Below are 17,754 nucleotides of genomic sequence, written 5' to 3' on the forward strand. Positions count from 1 at the left end.
CACGCCCGTGAGCCCCTGCCCGATCGAACAGCCGAACGCCATCACGCCGCCGATGCCCATCAGCGCGGCGCCGCTGCCCGAGCGCAGCATGTGGCGCGGTGACGAATAGCCTTCAAGCTTGAAGCGGCCCGTGGCCAGCGCCGTCGCGAGGCTGCCGGCGAAAACGCCGGCCACGGTCGCAATACCGAAGTTCAGCGTCAGGCCGGTCGAGAGCATCGCGTATTGCAGCGCATCGGCGATCGGCGCGATGAAGGTGAGCGAGGTCACCGCGACGGGATTGAAGTCGTCAGCGCCGAGATGGCCGGTGACGAACCAGCCGGCGGCAACCAGGAGACCGACGATGACGCCTGCTGCAATCTGGCCCGGCGAACGGCGGAACCCCGGATGCGCCAGGGCAAACAGGACCAGCGCGCCGACGATGACGGCCGCAGCCAGCGCGCGAGAGAGAGGTTCGGCGAGACCGAACGTCGCCAGCAATGACGGCAGCGAATTGGCGCCGACGGTGGTTTGCGAGGACTGAACCAGCGCGATGCGCGCCGGCGCGATCAGGCCCTTGAGCGTCATCTGCGCGGCGATGGCGAGCACGATCACGACGACGAAGGAGCGGAGGTTGCCGCGGCCGAGCAGCACCAGCGCGCGCGAGCCGCAGCCGTTCGACAGCACCATGCCGTAACCGAACAGCAGGCCGCCGAGGAACAGCACCGGCACCGAGAAAGTCTGTTGCAGGTAGATCGTCTTGCCGAGATCGACCATGCCACGGCCGGCGAGGAATTGGCTTGCAGCGATCGCAACCGCGATCGCCAGAGCATAGGTCCGCACCAGCCGCCCGTCCCCCTCAGTCAGCCAGCCGCGCATGCTGCTCATCAGGCAGAAGCCGCTGAGCAGGCCGACAGCGCCGTAGATGAGACCGATGGCGAGGCCAGCGAGGATGACGAGAAGGGCAGATTCCATCGATTGTTCTCAGATCTCTCGACGTCGTCCGTCATTGCGAGCGCAGCGAAGCAATCCAGTCTGTTTCCGCGGATGCATTTCTAGATTGCTTCGCTACGCTCCAATGACGGTGTGTTACGGCTTCAGGATCACCCGGTCGCGCGAAGAGCCGGCGACGGCGACGTACGCCTCCTTGGCGCGCTCCAGCGGATAGACGGCGCTCGCCTTGATCGGGAACGGTTTCAGCTGGCCGCTTGCAAAGCCAGGGCCGAGATCACGGAGCACCGCGCCAGTTGCAGCCGAGGACAGGCCCAGCGTGTCGATGCCGACATAGGTGTGCTGGCCGCGGTAGAATTCGAGAATGTTGAACTGCACGATGCGGTCGATCGCGGCGATCAGGATCTGGCGACCACGCAATGCGAGCGACTTGTGCGCCGCCTGGAAATAGGGATCGCCGACCGTATTGAAGACAATGTCGGCGCCCTTGCCCCCGGTCAATTCGCGCACGTGCGCGGCAACGTCCGTCGCGGAGGCGTCGATCACCTCGATCGGCGCGTTGGCGTGGCCTTCGTAAGCTTCCGCCTTACGGACAACTCCGATGACGCGTGCGCCCTGCCACGTCGCGATCTGCACGGCAGCCTGGCCGACCTTGCCGTTGACACCGAACACCAGCACGGTCTCGCCGCTCTTAGGTACGCCGGCGCGGCGAAAGCCCTCCATCGCAGTGACGAAGGGCACGCCGATGCCGGCGGCCTCCTCCCACGACACCGCCTTCGGCTTCTCCACCACGGCATCGGCCTCGACCACGAGATGGCTGGCATGGGAGCCGTCGCGGCGGATGCCGAGATCGCCCGAGGAGCCGAACACCTCGCGGCCGACCATGCTGGCCGGCCCGTCGATGACCACGCCGGAATAATCACGGCCGGGGGTGCGCGGGAATACGGCATAGGGCATCAATCCGGTCGCGGCCTTGACGTCGGACGGGTTGACGGCGGCAGCCCTCACTTCGATCAGGAGATCGTCCGGACCGCGCGTGAGCCTCTGAGGCTCAATCACCGGCGAGAGCGCAGCGGCGTTTTCGGCCTTGGAGTTCAGGCGCACGCAGCGCGCTTCGACCGTCTTGGTATCGGCTGGCGACATAAAAAGACCCGGGATTTCTCGCGGCCTTGTCGCCTCTGGCGGGGGGCAAGTCAATCCGTCAAGTCAGTCTTTGGGCCGCTTGTCGTAGAGGCGTTTGGCCTTGCCCAGCGAGCGTTCCAGCGTGGCTGGCGCGACAACCTGCACCCTGGAGCTGATGCCGATGGTGTTCTTGATGTGGGTCGAGATTCGATCGGCGTGATCGATGAGCCCCCGGCCGTCCCAGCTCTCCGGCCTCGCTTCGGCGATGATGGTCAGCTCGTCCATGCGGCCTTCGCGGGTCAATTCCAGGATGAAGTGGCCGCCGCACCAATCGGTCGCGAGCAGCACCTCCTCGATCTGGGTCGGGAACAGGTTGACGCCGCGCAGGATGATCATGTCGTCCGAGCGGCCCGTGACCTTCTCCATGCGACGCATGCCCGGCCGCGCCGTGCCCGGCAGCAGCCGCGTCAGGTCGCGGGTGCGATAGCGGATCACCGGAAAGGCTTCCTTGGTGAGTGAGGTGAAAACCAACTCGCCCTTCTCGCCATCCGGCAGCACCGCGCCGGTCTCGGGGTCGATTACCTCGGGATAGAAATGGTCCTCCCAGATATGCAGGCCGTCCTTGGTCTCGATGCATTCCTGCGCGACGCCGGGGCCGATCACCTCGGAGAGGCCGTAGATGTCGGTCGCATCCATATCGAAGGCGTCCTCGATCTCGCCACGCATCGCATTGGTCCAGGGCTCGGCCCCGAAGATGCCGACCTTGAGCGAGCACTGGCGCGGATCGAGCTTCTGGCGCTTGAACTCGTCGAGGATCGCCAGCATGTAGCTCGGCGTCACCGTGATGATATCAGGCCGGAAGTCGTTGATGAGCTGCACCTGCCGCTCGGTCATGCCGCCGGAGATCGGCACCACGGTGCAGCCGAGCTTCTCGGCGCCGTAGTGGACACCGAGGCCACCGGTGAAGAGGCCGTAGCCATAGGCATTGTGGATGATCATCCCGGTGCGGCCGCCGGCGGCGCGGATCGAGCGGGCCATCACGTCGGACCAGGTGTCGATGTCTCTTTGCGTATAGCCCACAACGATCGGCTTGCCGGTCGTGCCGGAGGAGGCATGCACGCGCACCAGCTTTTCACGCGGCACGGCGAACATGTTGAAGGGATAGTTGTCGCGAAGGTCCGTCTTCACCGTGAACGGAAACTTTGAAAGATCGGAGAGCTCGCGAAAGTCGGACGGATGCACGCCGGCCCCGTCGAAGGCCTTGCGATAATGCGCGACGTTGTCATAGGCGTGCTTCAACGACCATGACAACCGCTGCTTCTGCAGCGCCATGATCTCGTCGCGCGAGGCGCGCTCATGCGCGTCCATCTCGGCGCTATAGCCGTTGCCGCCTTGCTCGAGCCTCGTCAAAGCCATCCTCGCTTCCCCACAACATTGACTTGTTCTTTTCTTGATTGGTCTCTTATTGGTCCTGCTGCGGCAGCCACGTGCCGGGAATGACACGCGAGTGCCCGCGGAATTCGGCGATGACGGTGTCGCCCGTGGTGACACGCACGTCGTAGATGCCGGAACGGCCCCCGCGTGTGATCTCGCGTGCCTTCGCAACGAGGCGATCCCCAAGCTTGCCCGGCTTGATGAAGGTGATCTGTCCCTGCGCGGCAACGACACGATCATTGTGCGAGTTGCAGGCAAAGGCGAAGGCGGAATCGGCGAGCGTGAAGATGAAGCCGCCATGGGCGATGCGCTGGCCATTGACCATGTCTGGTCGCACATTCATTGCAAGCGTTGCGAAGCCCGGACCAATCTCGACGATCTCCATGCCGAGACCCTTGGAGGCATCGTCCTCCGCCCACATGGCGTCGGCGCAGGCGCGGGCAACATCCTCAGGCGACAAAGCGGCTTTGACGTTCACGCGCCTCTCCCGGTGAAATGTTTACCCATGATGTTCTGCTGGTTGGCCAAAACTGTCAAATAATGCGACGCATTTGCATCGCCGGCGTCTGATGCGCCTGCTCAGACATGGTCATAATCGACCACGACACGCTCCGACGATGGCTTGGCCTGGCAGGTCAGGACGAAGCCTGCCTTCAGCTCCCAGGGTTCCAGCGAATAATTGATGTCCATCGGCGCTTCACCTTCGACCAGCTTGGCGCGGCAGGTCGAGCACATGCCGCCCTTGCAGGCGAACGGCAGATCGACGCCGGCGCGCAGCGCGGCATCGAGGATCGCCTCGTCCTCGGCAACAGGCACCTCACGACGCTTGCCGTCGATGATCAGCGAGGCAATCGCCTTCGGCGGCGCGTCGGGCGCGACCACCTTCTTCGGCCGCGGCTTGCCGCCGAATTCGGAGACGAAGCGCTCGACGTGAATGCGGTCTTCCGCGATGCCGAGCTCGCGGCAGGTGGTCTCGATGTCCTCGCTCATGCCGAGGGGTCCGCAAATGTAGACATGATCGACGCTGGCCGCCGGCACCAGCGAGCGCAGCAGCACCCTCACCTTGTCGCCGTCGAGCCGGCCATACAGGATCGGGATGTCCTGCTCTTCGCCGGAGATGACGTGGAAGAGGGAGAGCCGGTCGATGAAGCGGTCCTTCAGCTCCTCCAACGCCTCGAGAAACATGATGTTGTCGGTCGCGCGGTTACCGTAGAACAGGAAGAACCGGCTGCCCGGCTCGCGCGCGAGCGTGCCCTTGACGATCGACAGGATCGGCGTGATGCCGGAGCCTGCGGCAAAGCCGACATGGATCCGCCCGGTATCGGCCGGCGCGACCACGCCGAAGCGGCCGGTCGGCGTCATCACGTCGAGTTCGTCGCCGCATTTGAGTTCATCGGCCGCCCAGTTCGAAAACGCACCGCCGTCGATCTTCTTCACGGCGATACGGATCTCGCCGTCGTCGGGGCCGGAGCAGATTGAATACGAGCGTCGCACCTCTTCACCGTCCAACATAGTGCGAAGCGTGAGATACTGCCCGGGCGTGAAGGCGTAATCGCTGGCGAGTTCGCCGGGGATGGCGAAGGTCATCGAGACGGCGTCGGACGCCTCGCGGCGAAGGTCGCTGACGGCCAGGCGATGGAAGCGCGGTGCGGCTGTTGACATGATCAATGACACTTGAAGTAATCGAAGGGTTCGCGGCAGGCCTTGCAGCGCCACAGCGCCTTGCAGGACGTCGAGCCGAATTCGGAGAGCAACTCGGTGTTGTCCGAGCCGCATTGCGGGCACGCCACGGCCTGCCCGCCGAACAGCGCGCGGCGCGAGCTCGAGGCTTGCGGCGGTGCGATGCCGTAGGCGCGCAGCTTCTGGCGGCCCTCCTCGCTCATCCAATCGGTGGTCCAGGCCGGCGACAGCACTGTACGCACCTTCGGATGACGAAAACCGGCGCGTTCCAGCGCCAGCTCGATTTCCAGCGCGATCATGTTCATTGCTGGACAGCCGGAATAAGTCGGGGTGATCGCGACCTCGACATGATCGCCGTCGAGAACGACGTCGCGCAGCACGCCGAGGTCGGCGATACTCAGCACCGGAATCTCGGGATCGACCACGCTCGCGGCGGCGTCCCAGGCGCGCTGTCGTAGTGCGGTATTGTCATCGACGGCCGTCACCATGTCAGCCCCGGGAAGGTGCGCTGCATCGATTGCAGCTCGGATAGCAGATGGCCGAGATGTTCGCTGTGGCGGCCCGCGCGGCCGCCCTGCTGCATCCAGTTGTTCTGCGGCAAGACCAGCGTGGCTTCACTGGCGACATCGGAGAGCGTCTGCAACCAGCGACCACGCAAGGTGCCGGGATCGATCGCAATACCGGCATGGATCAGCGCGCGCTCGCCGTCATCGACCGCAAACATCTCACCGGTGAAGGCCCAGAGGTGATCGATCGCGGCTTGCGCGCGGGCATGACTCTCATCGGTGCCATCGCCGAGCCGGATAAGCCACTCCGAGGCGTGGCGCAGATGATAGGCGCTCTCCTTCTCCGACTTGGCGGCAATCGCCGCCAGCGTCGTGTCGCGCGAGGTCATCATCGCGCGCCAGTAGAGGTCGGCGAACGCGGAATAGAAGAACTGTCGCACCAGGGTCTGGGCGAAGTCGCCATTCGGCTGCTCGACCAGCAGCAGGTTGCGGTACTGCCTGACGTCGCGCAAGTAGGCGAGCCTGTCCTCGTCGTTATCCCCGCCTTCGGCCTTGGCAGCGTAGGTATAGAGTTCGCGCGCCTGCCCGATCAGGTCGAGCGCGATGTTGGAGAGCGCCATATCCTCTTCCAGCATCGGCGCATGCCCGCACCATTCCGACAGCCTGTGGCCGAGGATCAGCGCATCGTCGGCGCGGCGCAACGCGTAGAGCACCAGCGGCGTTTCGGAGACCTGGATGTTGGCAATGGGCATCACATGTGCCCCACTTCTTCCGGCACCTCGTAGAACGTCGGATGCCGGTAGATCTTCGATTCCGCCGGCTCGAACATCATGCCCTTCTCGGCGGGATCGCTCGCGGTGATCGCGGTCGACGGCACGACCCAGATCGACAGGCCCTCGCCACGGCGGGTGTAGATGTCGCGCGCGGCCTGCAGTGCCATGGTGGCATCGCTGGCATGCAGCGATCCCACGTGCTTGTGCGCAAGCCCGTTGCGGCTGCGAATGAAGACTTCCCACAGCGGCGTGTTCGGCGTCGTCATCCTGGTCCCCCTATTCCGCGGCTTGAGCGGTCTGGCGCTGCGCACGCTTTGCCGCGTAAGCGGCTGCCGCCTCGCGCACCCAGGCGCCCTCTTCATGTGCCTTGCGCCGCGCGGCCATGCGGTCGCGATTGCAGGGCCCGTTGCCCGCGAGCACCTGCTTGAATTCGGTCCAGTCGATCTCGTTGTAGCGCCAGTGCCCCTCCGCATCCTGCGTCATGCCGGGATCGGGAATGGTAAGGCCGAGATATTGCGCCTGCGGCACGGTGGCATCGACGAATTTCTGGCGCAGCTCGTCATTGGAGAAGCGCTTGATCTTCCACTTCGTCGAGGCATCGCTGTGCTGGCTCGTCGCATCGGGCGGTCCGAACATCATCAGCACGGGCCACCACCATCTGTTCAGCGCATCCTGCGCCATCGCCTTCTGCTCGTCCGAGCCGCGGCACAGCGTCAGCATGATCTCGTAGCCCTGACGCTGATGGAACGACTCCTCCTTGCAGACCCTGATCATCGCGCGCGCATAAGGGCCGTAAGAGCAGCGGCACAGCGGGATCTGGTTCATGATCGCCGCACCATCGACCAACCAGCCGATAGTGCCGATGTCGGCCCATGTCAGCGTCGGGTAGTTGAAGATCGAGGAATATTTGGCTTTGCCCGCGAGCATTGCATCGACCAGTTCCTCGCGCGAGGTGCCGAGCGTCTCGGCGGCGGCATAGAGATAGAGCCCGTGGCCACACTCGTCCTGCACCTTGGCGAGCAGCGCGGCCTTGCGGCGCAGGGTCGGCGCGCGCGTGATCCAGTTGCCTTCGGGCAGCATGCCGACGATTTCAGAATGGGCGTGCTGGGAGATCTGGCGGGTCAGCGTCTTGCGATAGGCCGCCGGCATCCAGTCGTTCGGCTCGATGCGCTCCTCGACATCGATGCGGGCCTGGAACTGCGCGGCCCTGGCCGCGTCCTCAAGACCGCGATCGTCAGCCTCGGCCGTGTTCAGCGCCTGGGTATACATGCGCATCCTCCCGTTTTATTGGGAGGCAATATATAACAAGAATTACTCTATGCAAGATATTTCTGTAACATAAAAATCAGGTACCGAACCGCCGTTCCAGAAGTTTTCGCGCCGGCGGCAATGCCCCCTTCTCACTGGTTCCATGGCCATCAAGCCATTGTTCGGAGGGGACAAGCAACGCGCGATAAATTTCGCCGCAGAGCTCCCGTGCCGCCCTGCCCGGCCAATCCCCCGGCAGCAGGCTTTCCGGCAGCAGCGGATCGCGCAGCACGACGCGGCGGTAATAGTGGATCAGCAGGATACGCGCGGTGAAGGCGTCGGCCTCGGACAGATCCGTGCCACGCGCGATCGCCGCGTGAAGCGGCTCGAACGTCTTCGTGAATTTCAGATAAGCGTCGGCGGTGCGGTCCAGCGGCCAGCTCGCGCTGAGCAGGCGGCGGCCGCTGTCATCCTCCGCCGAGACCTCGAGACGGATCGCGCCCGAGGCTTCATCCGGCACCGGCACGCCTGACGGTGCGACCCACACGCCGGGCAGCGGACTGCCGAACCCGGCGTTGCGCAGCGCTTCGCGAGAGGCGTCACGGTCCTCCCCATTGCCGATCAGGATCAGCTCGAAGCGCCCGGTCCAATCGGACGGCGGCGGATCGTAGATATGGCGCGTCGCAGCCTCGAATGTCTGTCGGCCCTTGTCGGCCAAGCGATAAAAACTGTTGCGGCCGACCTTCGCGCGCGTCAGCCAGCCGTCGGCGGCAAGACGAGACATCGCGGTGCGGACGACGCCGCTGTCGATGTCCAGGCCTTCAAAGAATTCCAGCAGCGTACCCAACCACACGGAGCCGCCGCGCGGCACGATGGCATCGCCGAACACGGTGATGACGATGGAGCCGGTGCGCGACGGTTCACGCTTGAGCTGGTCGATGATGCGGGAGAGCGGATGCGCCATGCGCGAGGCATAGCGCGTTTGGTGCGGGCGCGACAATGGACGGGAGCGACTAGAGCCGGGCTCGATCCTTCGAGACGGCGCTTCGCGCCTCCTCAGGATGAGGTCTGATCGCTTCCGCGCGGCCTCACTTGCTCTCATCCTCCTGGGTGAGGAGCGCGGCTAGGCCGCGCGTCTCCGGACGATGCTTCGCATCGCCGGGAGAACCATGCAGGCCCGACTATCGATGCGGATCGGGATAGACCACGCTGCGCCAGCCGCTGCGGTCGAAGGGGCGCCATTGGCCTTCCTTCTGCGCGAGCCGGTCGGCCACGGCATAAACCACGGCGGGATGATGGCCCATGCCGCAATGGCTGCTTTCGACCTCGATGCTCTCGGTCTGTGCGCCCGTCTTCTCCATGCAGCCCTGCCAGGCGCAGACGCCGTCGGTGCGACTGAAGATGGCGGTGGTCGGCATCGGCGGCGCGACGGCGAGATCGCCGCCGAACTGCGGATCGACCTCGTCGGACTTCCGCCCGCTCGCCCATTCATAGACACGCCAGGCATTGGTCGAACGGGGGTCGCCCGCAAACGGGCTGCCGAGCGTGATGACCTGGCGCACGCGCTCGGGCATCATCTTGGCGAGCTGGCGCGCATAGAGGCCGCCGAGGCTCCAGCCGACCAGGCTGATCTTGCGGCCGTACTTGTCGCTGAGCTCCTCGACCAGATCGACCATGGCATGCTGCACGCCCTCGCGCAGGCCGTAGTTGCGGCCCTGGCGCCAGCCGCTCACTGCATAGCCCTTGTTGGTCAGAAACGCCCGCAGCGCGCGCGTGGACGCGTCGGAGGCGACGAGGCCCGGCAGCACCAGCACCGGATGCCCATCGCCGCGCGGCGCGAGGCTCAACAGCGGCAGCGCGCCGAGGAATGCGCCGAACTCATGGATCGCGCGCCCTTCCAGAAACATCAGAGTTCTGGACGGCGGACGCAGCGTCTGGGCAGTAGCGGTCATCAATGTTTCCCCTGGGAAGAATTCCTGAAAGGCCGCCGGCCGCGATGCCGGCAAATGGGCATGAATTCCAATGCTCCGGCGTCTTGATCGTTCCGCAGCGCAACATGAATCAGCTAGACGGCCGGTTCCCGACATTCAAGCGGGTGAGACGCGAGGCCACAATAGGCCCGCGCGTTAATGCCAGCGGCCGTGACGCAAAAGTCACAGCAATCGGAGCAGGAATTCTACGGAGTACAGCGCGAGCCCGGCGAGGCCGCCGATCAGCGAACCGTTGAAGCGGATGTATTGCAGGTCGCGCCCGATGTTGATTTCTATCAGGGAAATCAGCTGCGCCATGTCCCACGCCTTGACCTGGTCGGAGATGAAGATCGAGACGCCGCTCTTCTGGTCGGCGACGAAGCTGCGCAGCACCGCGACAAAGCCCTTGTTGATCTCGCCGCGCAGTTCGGCATCGCCGGCCAGCGCTTCGCCCGCCGCGACGAACATGCCGGCGAGATGATGCTGCAGCACCTGCGTCTCACCGCTCGCGCTGCGCTCGATGAAAGAACGCGTATTGGCCCACACCGTGCGGGCGAGATCGGCAAGCTCGGGCCGCGCCAACAGATCGCGCTTCAATCCGTCGATGCGGTCGATATAGGCCCGATCGCTGCCGAGCCGGTCGACGAAGCTCAGTACCATGCGATCGAACTCGCCGCGGAACGGATGCTTGGGATCGCTGCGCACCTCATTGAAGAACGCTGTGGCGGACGCCACGATCTTGTTCACCAGAAACTTGTCGGCGCGATAAAGCCTGAGCAAGGTCGGCAACTCCGCACGCACCTTCTCGCGGATCATCCCCATCGTCTCTTGCTGGTTCAGCGTCTCGTGCATCACGCGCAGGAGATCGTCGAAGAGGATCTGGTGCCGTCCCTCCGCGACGAAGCCGCGCAGCGTACCGGCGGCGAGCGGCGCAAGGTCGATCGCCTGGAGCTGCGAGGACATGCGGCGGATGATGAAAGTCATCAGGCCGGAGGTCTCGGTTGCGGAGACAGCCTCCGGCAGCAGGCGCAGCGCGAAGCGCGCAAGATCGTCGCTGCGCTTGCGATCGCGCAACCAGTCGGCAACGAAGGAGCCGAAATCGATCTCCTGCAGCTTGGCCTCGACGGGACCGGCCTCGAGGAAATGCACCTGGATGAACTCGCCGAGCTTGTCGGCGATACGGGCCTGATTGCTCTGAATGATCGCGGTATGCGGGATCGGCAGGCCGAGCGGCCGCTTGAACAGCGCGACCACCGCATACCAGTCGGCAAGCCCGCCGATGGTCGCAGCTTCCGCGAAGGCGGCTATGAAGCCGAACACGGGATGCACAGGCAGCAGCCATTTCGCGACGACGAACAGCGCCAGCGTCGAAGCCAGCACCAGCGTCGCAAGCGCCTTGACGCGGCGAAGCTCCGCCGCGCGTTCGGCATCGCCGGGGGAATCGAAGGAAAAGGTGGCGGGGGCGTTCATGGCGGATACTTAGCGCGTCAATCTCGGCGTGTCCCGGACGCGGTGCAGCGTACACCGATGCACCGCAGAGCCGGGACCCAGGAAGCGTCCAAGGCAAGATGGACCCCGGATCAGCAGTGCACCACGCCGCAAGAGCGGCGCGCTGCACCGCATCCGGGGAACGCAGGAGACAAACAAAAGGCCCGCCGAAGCGGGCCTCAAATTTCAGTTTTTACTCAGGGCGCCAGATCAGGCAGTCTTGTTGTAGACCTTGGCAAAATTGTCCTGAGCGGACTTCGCGCCGTTGGCGGCGAGCTTGCCGAAATAGTCGGCGGTCGCCTTGGCACGCGAGACGAACACTTCGCCGCGGGCGCGGAGCAAGCCCGACTGGATCTCGACGGCTTCGCTGACCGACTTGGCGGAGGCGAGCTTGTCGATACCGGCGAAGAACGCCTGGGCGTCGTCATAGATCGCCTGCTGGATATTGCGGCTGATCTTGCCGGCCTCAGTGACGGACTCGGTCACCGCGTTCTCGACGGCGGCGGTCACGCGCTCGGAGCCTGCGAAAACCTCGGCAGCGCGGTCCTTGGCGGTGTTGGCGGACTTCTTCACGAACTCGCGGGCGGCCTCGGGAACTTCCAGGTTCTGGATGTTCTTGAATGCGTCCTTGAAGCCTTCGAAAGCGGTGTTGGTTTCGGTGGTCATTGGGGTTCTCTCCATCCTCGTTGCTCTGAGCTATGGGCTCACCCCGTCCGCATTGGCCCGGGGCCCGATCTATATGGCATAGTTAATTGTGCGATGCAATATTCTTGTTGCGGTGCGATATCACGAAATCGTGAACAGCCTTAACAGGAGGCAATCTGGTGCCTCCCTGGCCAGACCGGGTTCCCGGGCGGCGAGCTGGCTAGTGCTGCACCGCGTCCGGCAGCCCGTAGGCCTCCATCTGGGCCTGGACCTGCGCGATGTTGTGCCCGAGCACGACGATGTCGTGGGTCTTGCCATCGACGTCCCGGACGTGGTCCCGCAGCAGCGCTTCAGCCTTGAAGCCGAGGCTCTCGAACACCGCGATCGCGGCCTGCTGGTCGACGGTCATCTGAACCGAGAGTTTTTCCAGGCCGGCGCCAAGCGCGAGGGCAAAGGTCTCCTGCGACAGCGCCCGCCCCACCCCCTTCCCGCGCACGTCGAGCGAGACCACCATGCGGATCTCGCCGACATGGGGCGACCAGGAGTGAGGATCGCGCACCAGCGTGCCGCATCCGACGACCTTGCCGTCCCTGACCGCAAGCAGGCTTGTGATCGCGCCGCGCTCGATCTCCTTGACCCAGGCCGACAGCACCTTCGGCTCGCTGATGTTGCGCGGCAGAAACAACAGGTCGTGGGTCGGCAGGCCCTTGCCGAAGGCGAGCACCGCCGCCTCATCCGCGGGCGACATCAGGCGGATCTCGATATCGCCGGCGTCGGTCTTGACCTGACGCGGATAGGAACGCTGTTCGCTCATGTCGATCTCTTTCCCAGCCAGGAATCCAGTTTTGGCCAAAGCCGCTTCACGGCGTTGGCGCCCGCGACGAGCGAGACGTGACCGCCTTTCAGCATCACCTCTTCCTTGTCCGCAGATCCAATCTTCGCAATCAGGTGCTTTGCGGCGTCATACGGCACGATGTGATCGTGCTCGGCGACCGCATGCAGGATCGGCACCTTGATGTCTTCCAGCTTGGCGGCGCGACCGCCGACCGACATGGTGTCGTTGAACAGCTTGTTATCCCACATCAGGTCCTTGGTGATGGCGCGGAAATATTCGCCGGCCAATGGCAGCGTGTCGGTCGCCCAGCGGTCGAACATGCGGTACGACTTGACGAACTCGTCGTTCCAGATGTTTTCCCAGAGCTGGATCTGGCTCACCGTGCGCGAGGCCGGGCGCAGCATCTCGAACGAGGACAGGATCATCTCAGGCGGCACATTGCCGATGCTGTCGACGAGGCGGTCGACATCGAAATAGCGACGGTCGGAGAAATTCGAGAACAGCTTCATCTCGCGGAAGTCGATCGGCGTGGTGAAGCAGATCAAATTCTTCATCGGCCCATCCTTGTGGATCGAGCCGTACAGCAGCGACAGCACGCCGCCGAAACAATAGCCGATGACGGAAACGTCCTGCTCGCCGGAATCCTGCTGCACCCGGCGGACGCAGTCTGGAATGAAGTCGAGGACATAGTCCTCCATCCGCAGACTCTTCTCCTCCGGCCGCGGCGCGCTCCAGTCGAGCATGTAGACATCGTAACCCCGCTTGAGCAGGAATTCGATGAAACTCTGCCCGGGAACGAGGTCGAGAATGTAGCCGCGGTTGGTGGTGGCCATCACGATCAGCACCGGCACGCGGTAGATCTCGTCCGACATCGGCCGGTAGTGATAAAGGCTCATTGTGCCGCGCGAATGCAGCACGTCCTTCGGCGTCGAGCCGAGCGTCGGGCCGGAACTCGAAAAATACTCGACACCCTTGATGCTTCGCTGGATCGCGCGCTGCACCTCGCTCTGGATGCGTTCCGGGATAGATGCGAAATCAAGTCCCGTCGGCGCGTTCATGTCTGCTCTCCGCCTTCGGAGGGCGGACGTTTCGTCCGTGGCGGCCGCGGCGCGCTGTCGAAGCCTTGCGATATCCCCGAACTTGCCGCCATCTGGCTCAGCATCGACTTCATCTCGCCGATCTGGGCTTCGATCGACTGGAGCCGTTCCGCAAGGCCTGTGACCTGCTCCCGGCTGGGCAGGTTCATGGTGACGAGGTATTTCTCCACGAGCTCGCCGAGCTGCTTCTGAGCACCTGCAGCAACTCCGCCCGCACGGTTCATCGCCTGTGAAAATTCCGGCGACGACATGGCCTGGTTGGCGAAAGAGTTGAACCCCTTCTCCATCTCGCCAACCATCTTCTGCCACACAGCGACGGGGTCATTGATCTTGTCGGTCATCGGCGTCCTCCTGAAATCGAGAGCTGCGATGCCCTTCTTTTTGCCATACCACACCGTTGCGCGGTGCCGGTCAACCGGCAAGCGCACCTGCTGCTTGGCACGCCGCTTCTTTGTGGCGGGAAACCGTGCGATACAGCATCGATCAGCAGGAGGGACCGCGCCCGTGACCACCCATCAGCCGCCCCAGACCGTCCGCGCCAATGGCATCGACATCTGCTACGAGATCTTTGGCAACGACAATGCCGAGCCGCTGCTGCTGATCATGGGTCTCGGGGCGCAGATGATCCACTGGGACGATGCGTTCTGCGAGCAGCTTGCCGCGCGCGGCTTCCGCGTGATCCGCTTCGACAATCGCGACATCGGAAAGTCGAGCCATCTGACGGGCGGCAAGCGGTTGACGCCGCTCGAGCTGCTGAAGCTGCGCTTCCTCAGAATTCCCGTCGCCGCAACCTACAAACTCATCGACATGGCCAAGGACACAGTCGGGCTGATGGACGCGCTCGGCATCAAGTCGGCGCATCTGGTCGGGGCGTCCATGGGCGGCATGATCGCGCAGGAGGTGACGCTGTCGTTTCCCGAGCGCGTGCGCTCGCTGACATCGATCATGTCGACGACAGGCAATCCGCGCGTGCCGCCGCCGACGCGCGAGGCCGCCGCAATGCTGATGGCGCCGCCGCCACGCAGCAAGGAGGAGTTCATCGTCCGCTACGGCCAGACCTGGAAGATCTTGCGCGCCGGGTCCTTTCCCGAAGAAGAAGCGCTCGACCCCAGCCGTGCCGAACGGGTGTTCGCGCGCGGGCTCAATCCGGCCGGCGTCGGCCGCCAGCTCCGCGCCGTACTTGCATCGGGCAACCGCAAGGACCGGCTGCATGGCGTCAAGACGCCGACGCTGGTGATCCATGGAACCGTCGATCCCCTGGTCCGTCTCGAGGGTGGCAAGGACACAGCGGAGTCAATTCCTGGCGCCAAGCTCCTGATGATCGAAGGCATGGGCCACGCGCTGCCGATGCTGTTCTGGCCAGAGATCATCGGCGCCATCGACAAGCACGCGCATGGCGCTGCGGCGCAGGCCGCCTAGCTCTTCCGCGCGATCCAGATCACGTGGCGCGCGCCGCCGCCCCTTCCGGTGGCGCGGACGTTGACCTCTTTGACGTCGAAACCGGCGCGGCCAAGACGCTTCGTGAACGCGGGATCGGGTCCCGACGACCACACAGCGAGCACACCGCCCGGCCGCAGCGCCGTCTTCGCCGCCTGCAGCCCGCTCGTATTGTAAAGGGCGTCATTGCTCTTTCGGGTCAGCCCTTCCGGCCCGTTGTCGACGTCGAGGAGAATAGCATCGAAGGTTGCCCGCTGCGCCCGGATGATTTCGGCGACATCGGTCTCCCGGATGCTCACCCTGACATCATCAAGGCTGTTGCCGAAGACCTCAGCCATCGGTCCACGCGCCCAAGTGACCACCGCGGGCACCAGCTCGGAGACCATGATCTTCGCCTTGCTTCCGAGCACGGCCAACGCCGCACGCAGCGTAAAGCCCATGCCGAGGCCGCCGATCAGGACGACGGGTTTTGCGACCGTCTCGATCTGCTTCGCCGCAAGCGTTGCGAGCGCGGCTTCGGAGCCCGACAGACGGTTGTTCATCAGCTCGTTGGTGCCGAGCTTGATGGAAAACTCCTTGCCCCGCCGCATCAGGCGGAGCTCTTCGTCGGAGCCGGGGATTTTGGCGGTGTCAAGTTTTTCCCAGGGAATCATGGGAGTGCTTTAGCACGATCCGATTCCGTAGGGTGGGTTGGCCGAAGGCGTAACCCACCATCTTCGTTCCGCATTCGCTGAAGTATGGTGGGTTACGCTTTGCTAACCCCCCATACGATCTGCGCTACCCACCCGCCCAGACATCGAGCACGTATCGGTTCTTCGTCCCCATCTCCTCGATCCACCGCGCACTGGCGGCCGCATCGCTGCCGCTCTTCTCGCTGTGGATCGCGACCAGCGCCGCCTTCACGTCGGGCTCCATCTTGCCGCCGTCGCCGCAGACATAGATGATCGCGCCCTGCTCGATCAGCGGCCAGACCTTGTCCTTCTGCGCGGCGAGGACATGCTGCACATAGGTTTTCGGTCCGTCCGCGCGCGAGAACGCCGTGAACAGCTCGGTGATGCCGCTTGCCGCCAGCGCCTTCAGCTCCTCCGCGTAGAGAAAATCCTGATCGGGATGGCGGCAGCCGAAGAACAGCATGGATGGCCCGAGCGCCGCGCCCTTGGCCTTGCGCGCGGCGCGTTCCTGGAGGAAGCCGCGGAACGGCGCGAGGCCAGTGCCGGGCCCGATCATGATGATCGGCACCGAGGGATCGTCCGGGAGCCGGAAGCCGGCCTTGGTCTCGCGCACGGTGGCGTAGATCGCATCACCGGTGCGCCGGTTGGCGAGATAGTTCGAGCAGATGCCCTTGTAGGTGCCGCGTCCGGACGCAGCCGGCCCCTCGACCACGCCGACCGTGATGCTGCAATGAGCCGGGTCGACCGACGGCGAAGACGAGATCGAGTAATAGCGTGGCGCCAGCAGCGAGAGCATTTCCAGATAGACATGGAACGGCAATTCGCAGGCCGGATATTCGAGCAGCAGATCGAACACCGATTTGCGCCTGGCCAGGATCTCGCTGCGATAGCGCTCGAGTGGCTCGCCCTCCTCGCCGACGAAGGCCAACAGCTTCGGCTTGGTGACGGGGCAGCGGGTGTGCTCGGCCATGATCTGGATCTGCTTGCGTGTCGCGACCTGCTGCAGCTCGACGAACTCGCTGAGCAGGCGGCCGACCGACACGGCGTCCCCGACTGGCAATTGCGCGCGGCGCCCTTCGGCGACCTGAAGCCTGATCTGGTCGGCCGGCAGGAAACCAAAGCGGCGAGCCACCGAATCCACCAGCGTCGGATCGTTGCGCGGGACGACGCTGAGGTGATCGCCGACGCGGTAGCTGACGTTGGACGGCAGCTGCACCTCGATATGACGCGTCGAGCGTTCCGACGGATTTTGGCCGTTCTTGTTCTGAAGCTCGCCGTTGACCAGCACCTTCATCGCCACCGCGCCGCCCTGGGCCACGATGGTGTTGACGGCGGTCACTGCCACCGGCTCGATCGCGTAGAGCGGATCGTCCTCCGCGGTGCGGGTGAAATTCCAGTCGATGCCGAATTCCTTGGTCGCGACCTGGGCGGCAGCCGGGAACCATTTCTGGAACTGGCCGTCGAGATCGCTACGCGCATCGCCCTCGCCGCGCGGATAGACCGCGCGCGCACCGTGCGCCGACAATTGTTCGTCGATCAAGCGCGGCACCGATTGATAGGTCGCAGCCCAGTCGCTATTGCCGCAGCCGAACACGGCATAGCGGACATTGGCAAAGGCATCCTTCGGCAGATCGCCGCCGAGCCATTTCACGAACTGCGTCGCATTGTCAGGCGGTGCACCGTTATAGGAGGCGCAGATGATCAGCACGCCGCCCTCCTGCGGCAGCTTGCCGACGTAATCGTCGAGCGGGCCGAGATGCACCGCAAAGCCGTTGATCTCGGCAAGATCGGCCATGCGTGTCGCCAGCTCCTCGGCGGTGCCGAGATTGGAGCCGTAAAGCACTAGCATCGGCGTGTTGTGGCCCGGCCGGGCCGTCGGCTGGCGCGGCGCCTTCGGCGCCGAGGACGCGGCCGCGACAGG

The 17,754-nt window shown here is 64.4% G+C and carries 19 protein-coding genes; 1 reads left to right on the forward strand and 18 read right to left on the reverse strand.

The window, feature by feature from the left end:
• The 16 genes from MOV74_RS11995 to MOV74_RS12070 all read right to left on the reverse strand — a co-directional run.
• Nucleotides 1-951, reverse strand: a 951-nt coding sequence (locus MOV74_RS11995; protein WP_246921844.1) for a YeeE/YedE family protein, incomplete at its 3' end; no start/stop codon positions are given.
• 114 nt (nt 952-1,065) lie between these two features.
• On the reverse strand, nt 1,066-2,070 hold the full coding sequence (locus MOV74_RS12000) for a zinc-binding alcohol dehydrogenase family protein (RefSeq protein ID WP_246921848.1): 1,005 nt from the start codon (nt 2,068-2,070) through the stop codon (nt 1,066-1,068).
• Nucleotides 2,071-2,133: 63 nt separating this feature from the next.
• Nucleotides 2,134-3,465, reverse strand: a complete 1,332-nt coding sequence (gene paaK, locus MOV74_RS12005) for a phenylacetate--CoA ligase PaaK (protein ID WP_246921851.1) — start codon at nt 3,463-3,465, stop codon at nt 2,134-2,136.
• Between the two features lie 46 nt (nt 3,466-3,511).
• Nucleotides 3,512-3,961 (reverse strand): hydroxyphenylacetyl-CoA thioesterase PaaI, encoded by a 450-nt coding sequence (gene paaI, locus MOV74_RS12010; protein WP_246921853.1) that lies wholly within the window; start codon nt 3,959-3,961, stop codon nt 3,512-3,514.
• A 101-nt stretch (nt 3,962-4,062) separates the two neighbouring features.
• Nucleotides 4,063-5,145, reverse strand: a complete 1,083-nt coding sequence (gene paaE / locus MOV74_RS12015) for a 1,2-phenylacetyl-CoA epoxidase subunit PaaE (RefSeq protein ID WP_246921855.1) — start codon at nt 5,143-5,145, stop codon at nt 4,063-4,065.
• 2 nt (nt 5,146-5,147) lie between these two features.
• Nucleotides 5,148-5,651, reverse strand: a complete 504-nt coding sequence (paaD, locus tag MOV74_RS12020) for a 1,2-phenylacetyl-CoA epoxidase subunit PaaD (RefSeq protein WP_246921856.1) — start codon at nt 5,649-5,651, stop codon at nt 5,148-5,150.
• Entirely contained in the window at nt 5,645-6,421 is a 777-nt protein-coding gene (gene paaC, locus MOV74_RS12025; RefSeq protein ID WP_246921858.1) for a 1,2-phenylacetyl-CoA epoxidase subunit PaaC, read from the reverse strand. Before paaC ends, paaD begins: the two co-directional genes overlap by 7 nt.
• Nucleotides 6,421-6,708: a 1,2-phenylacetyl-CoA epoxidase subunit PaaB gene (gene paaB, locus MOV74_RS12030; RefSeq protein WP_092186062.1), complete on the reverse strand. Its 288-nt coding sequence runs from the start codon at nt 6,706-6,708 to the stop codon at nt 6,421-6,423. Before paaB ends, paaC begins: the two co-directional genes overlap by 1 nt.
• Before the next feature lie 10 nt (nt 6,709-6,718).
• Nucleotides 6,719-7,711 carry a 1,2-phenylacetyl-CoA epoxidase subunit PaaA gene (gene paaA, locus MOV74_RS12035; protein ID WP_246921860.1) on the reverse strand — a complete coding sequence of 331 codons (993 nt, stop codon included), beginning with the start codon at nt 7,709-7,711 and terminating at the stop codon, nt 6,719-6,721.
• A gap of 76 nt (nt 7,712-7,787) precedes the next feature.
• Nucleotides 7,788-8,654 (reverse strand): phenylacetic acid degradation operon negative regulatory protein PaaX, encoded by an 867-nt coding sequence (gene paaX, locus MOV74_RS12040; protein ID WP_246921862.1) that lies wholly within the window; start codon nt 8,652-8,654, stop codon nt 7,788-7,790.
• A gap of 217 nt (nt 8,655-8,871) precedes the next feature.
• The gene (locus MOV74_RS12045) at nt 8,872-9,642 is read right to left on the reverse strand and encodes a triacylglycerol lipase (protein WP_246921864.1); all 771 of its coding nucleotides are present in this window, start codon (nt 9,640-9,642) and stop codon (nt 8,872-8,874) included.
• Nucleotides 9,643-9,843: 201 nt separating this feature from the next.
• Nucleotides 9,844-11,130, reverse strand: a complete 1,287-nt coding sequence (locus MOV74_RS12050) for a DUF445 domain-containing protein (RefSeq protein ID WP_246921866.1) — start codon at nt 11,128-11,130, stop codon at nt 9,844-9,846.
• Nucleotides 11,131-11,358: 228 nt separating this feature from the next.
• Entirely contained in the window at nt 11,359-11,814 is a 456-nt protein-coding gene (locus MOV74_RS12055) for a phasin (RefSeq protein WP_246921868.1), read from the reverse strand.
• A gap of 199 nt (nt 11,815-12,013) precedes the next feature.
• Nucleotides 12,014-12,607, reverse strand: a complete 594-nt coding sequence (locus MOV74_RS12060) for a GNAT family N-acetyltransferase (RefSeq protein WP_246921871.1) — start codon at nt 12,605-12,607, stop codon at nt 12,014-12,016.
• Nucleotides 12,604-13,686, reverse strand: a complete 1,083-nt coding sequence (locus MOV74_RS12065; RefSeq protein WP_246921873.1) for an alpha/beta hydrolase — start codon at nt 13,684-13,686, stop codon at nt 12,604-12,606. The genes MOV74_RS12060 and MOV74_RS12065 overlap by 4 nt, the downstream gene beginning before the upstream one ends.
• The gene (locus MOV74_RS12070; RefSeq protein ID WP_246921875.1) at nt 13,683-14,066 is read right to left on the reverse strand and encodes a hypothetical protein; all 384 of its coding nucleotides are present in this window, start codon (nt 14,064-14,066) and stop codon (nt 13,683-13,685) included. The genes MOV74_RS12065 and MOV74_RS12070 overlap by 4 nt, the downstream gene beginning before the upstream one ends.
• Nucleotides 14,067-14,229: 163 nt before the next feature.
• Between MOV74_RS12070 and MOV74_RS12075 the strand changes: the two genes are divergently transcribed.
• Nucleotides 14,230-15,144: an alpha/beta fold hydrolase gene (locus MOV74_RS12075; RefSeq protein ID WP_246921877.1), complete on the forward strand. Its 915-nt coding sequence runs from the start codon at nt 14,230-14,232 to the stop codon at nt 15,142-15,144.
• Here MOV74_RS12075 and MOV74_RS12080 read toward each other — a convergent pair.
• Both MOV74_RS12080 and MOV74_RS12085 read right to left on the reverse strand, forming a co-directional pair.
• Nucleotides 15,141-15,815: a spermidine synthase gene (locus MOV74_RS12080; protein ID WP_246921879.1), complete on the reverse strand. Its 675-nt coding sequence runs from the start codon at nt 15,813-15,815 to the stop codon at nt 15,141-15,143. The two genes, MOV74_RS12075 and MOV74_RS12080, sit on opposite strands and share 4 nt — an antisense overlap.
• A 124-nt stretch (nt 15,816-15,939) precedes the next feature.
• The coding region (locus MOV74_RS12085; protein ID WP_246921881.1) for a sulfite reductase flavoprotein subunit alpha at nt 15,940-17,754 on the reverse strand (1,815 nt) is incomplete at its 5' end.

This window comes from Bradyrhizobium sp. SHOUNA76 (assembly GCF_023006445.1).
Taxonomy (GTDB): Bacteria; Pseudomonadota; Alphaproteobacteria; order Rhizobiales; family Xanthobacteraceae; genus Bradyrhizobium.

Bases quoted from the DNA above. Each gene is read 5' to 3' on its own strand.
- MOV74_RS12000 (WP_246921848.1), bottom strand. From the start codon at position 2,070: ATGTCGCCAGCCGATACCAAGACGGTCGAAGCGCGCTGCGTGCGCCTG.
- paaK (WP_246921851.1), bottom strand. From the start codon at position 3,465: ATGGCTTTGACGAGGCTCGAGCAAGGCGGCAACGGCTATAGCGCCGAG.
- paaE (WP_246921855.1), bottom strand. From the start codon at position 5,145: ATGTCAACAGCCGCACCGCGCTTCCATCGCCTGGCCGTCAGCGACCTT.
- paaD (WP_246921856.1), bottom strand. From the start codon at position 5,651: ATGGTGACGGCCGTCGATGACAATACCGCACTACGACAGCGCGCCTGG.
- paaC (WP_246921858.1), bottom strand. From the start codon at position 6,421: ATGCCCATTGCCAACATCCAGGTCTCCGAAACGCCGCTGGTGCTCTAC.
- paaB (WP_092186062.1), bottom strand. From the start codon at position 6,708: ATGACGACGCCGAACACGCCGCTGTGGGAAGTCTTCATTCGCAGCCGC.
- paaA (WP_246921860.1), bottom strand. From the start codon at position 7,711: ATGTATACCCAGGCGCTGAACACGGCCGAGGCTGACGATCGCGGTCTT.
- paaX (WP_246921862.1), bottom strand. From the start codon at position 8,654: ATGGCGCATCCGCTCTCCCGCATCATCGACCAGCTCAAGCGTGAACCG.
- MOV74_RS12045 (WP_246921864.1), bottom strand. From the start codon at position 9,642: ATGACCGCTACTGCCCAGACGCTGCGTCCGCCGTCCAGAACTCTGATG.
- MOV74_RS12050 (WP_246921866.1), bottom strand. From the start codon at position 11,130: ATGAACGCCCCCGCCACCTTTTCCTTCGATTCCCCCGGCGATGCCGAA.
- MOV74_RS12055 (WP_246921868.1), bottom strand. From the start codon at position 11,814: ATGACCACCGAAACCAACACCGCTTTCGAAGGCTTCAAGGACGCATTC.
- MOV74_RS12060 (WP_246921871.1), bottom strand. From the start codon at position 12,607: ATGAGCGAACAGCGTTCCTATCCGCGTCAGGTCAAGACCGACGCCGGC.
- MOV74_RS12065 (WP_246921873.1), bottom strand. From the start codon at position 13,686: ATGAACGCGCCGACGGGACTTGATTTCGCATCTATCCCGGAACGCATC.
- MOV74_RS12070 (WP_246921875.1), bottom strand. From the start codon at position 14,066: ATGACCGACAAGATCAATGACCCCGTCGCTGTGTGGCAGAAGATGGTT.
- MOV74_RS12080 (WP_246921879.1), bottom strand. From the start codon at position 15,815: ATGATTCCCTGGGAAAAACTTGACACCGCCAAAATCCCCGGCTCCGAC.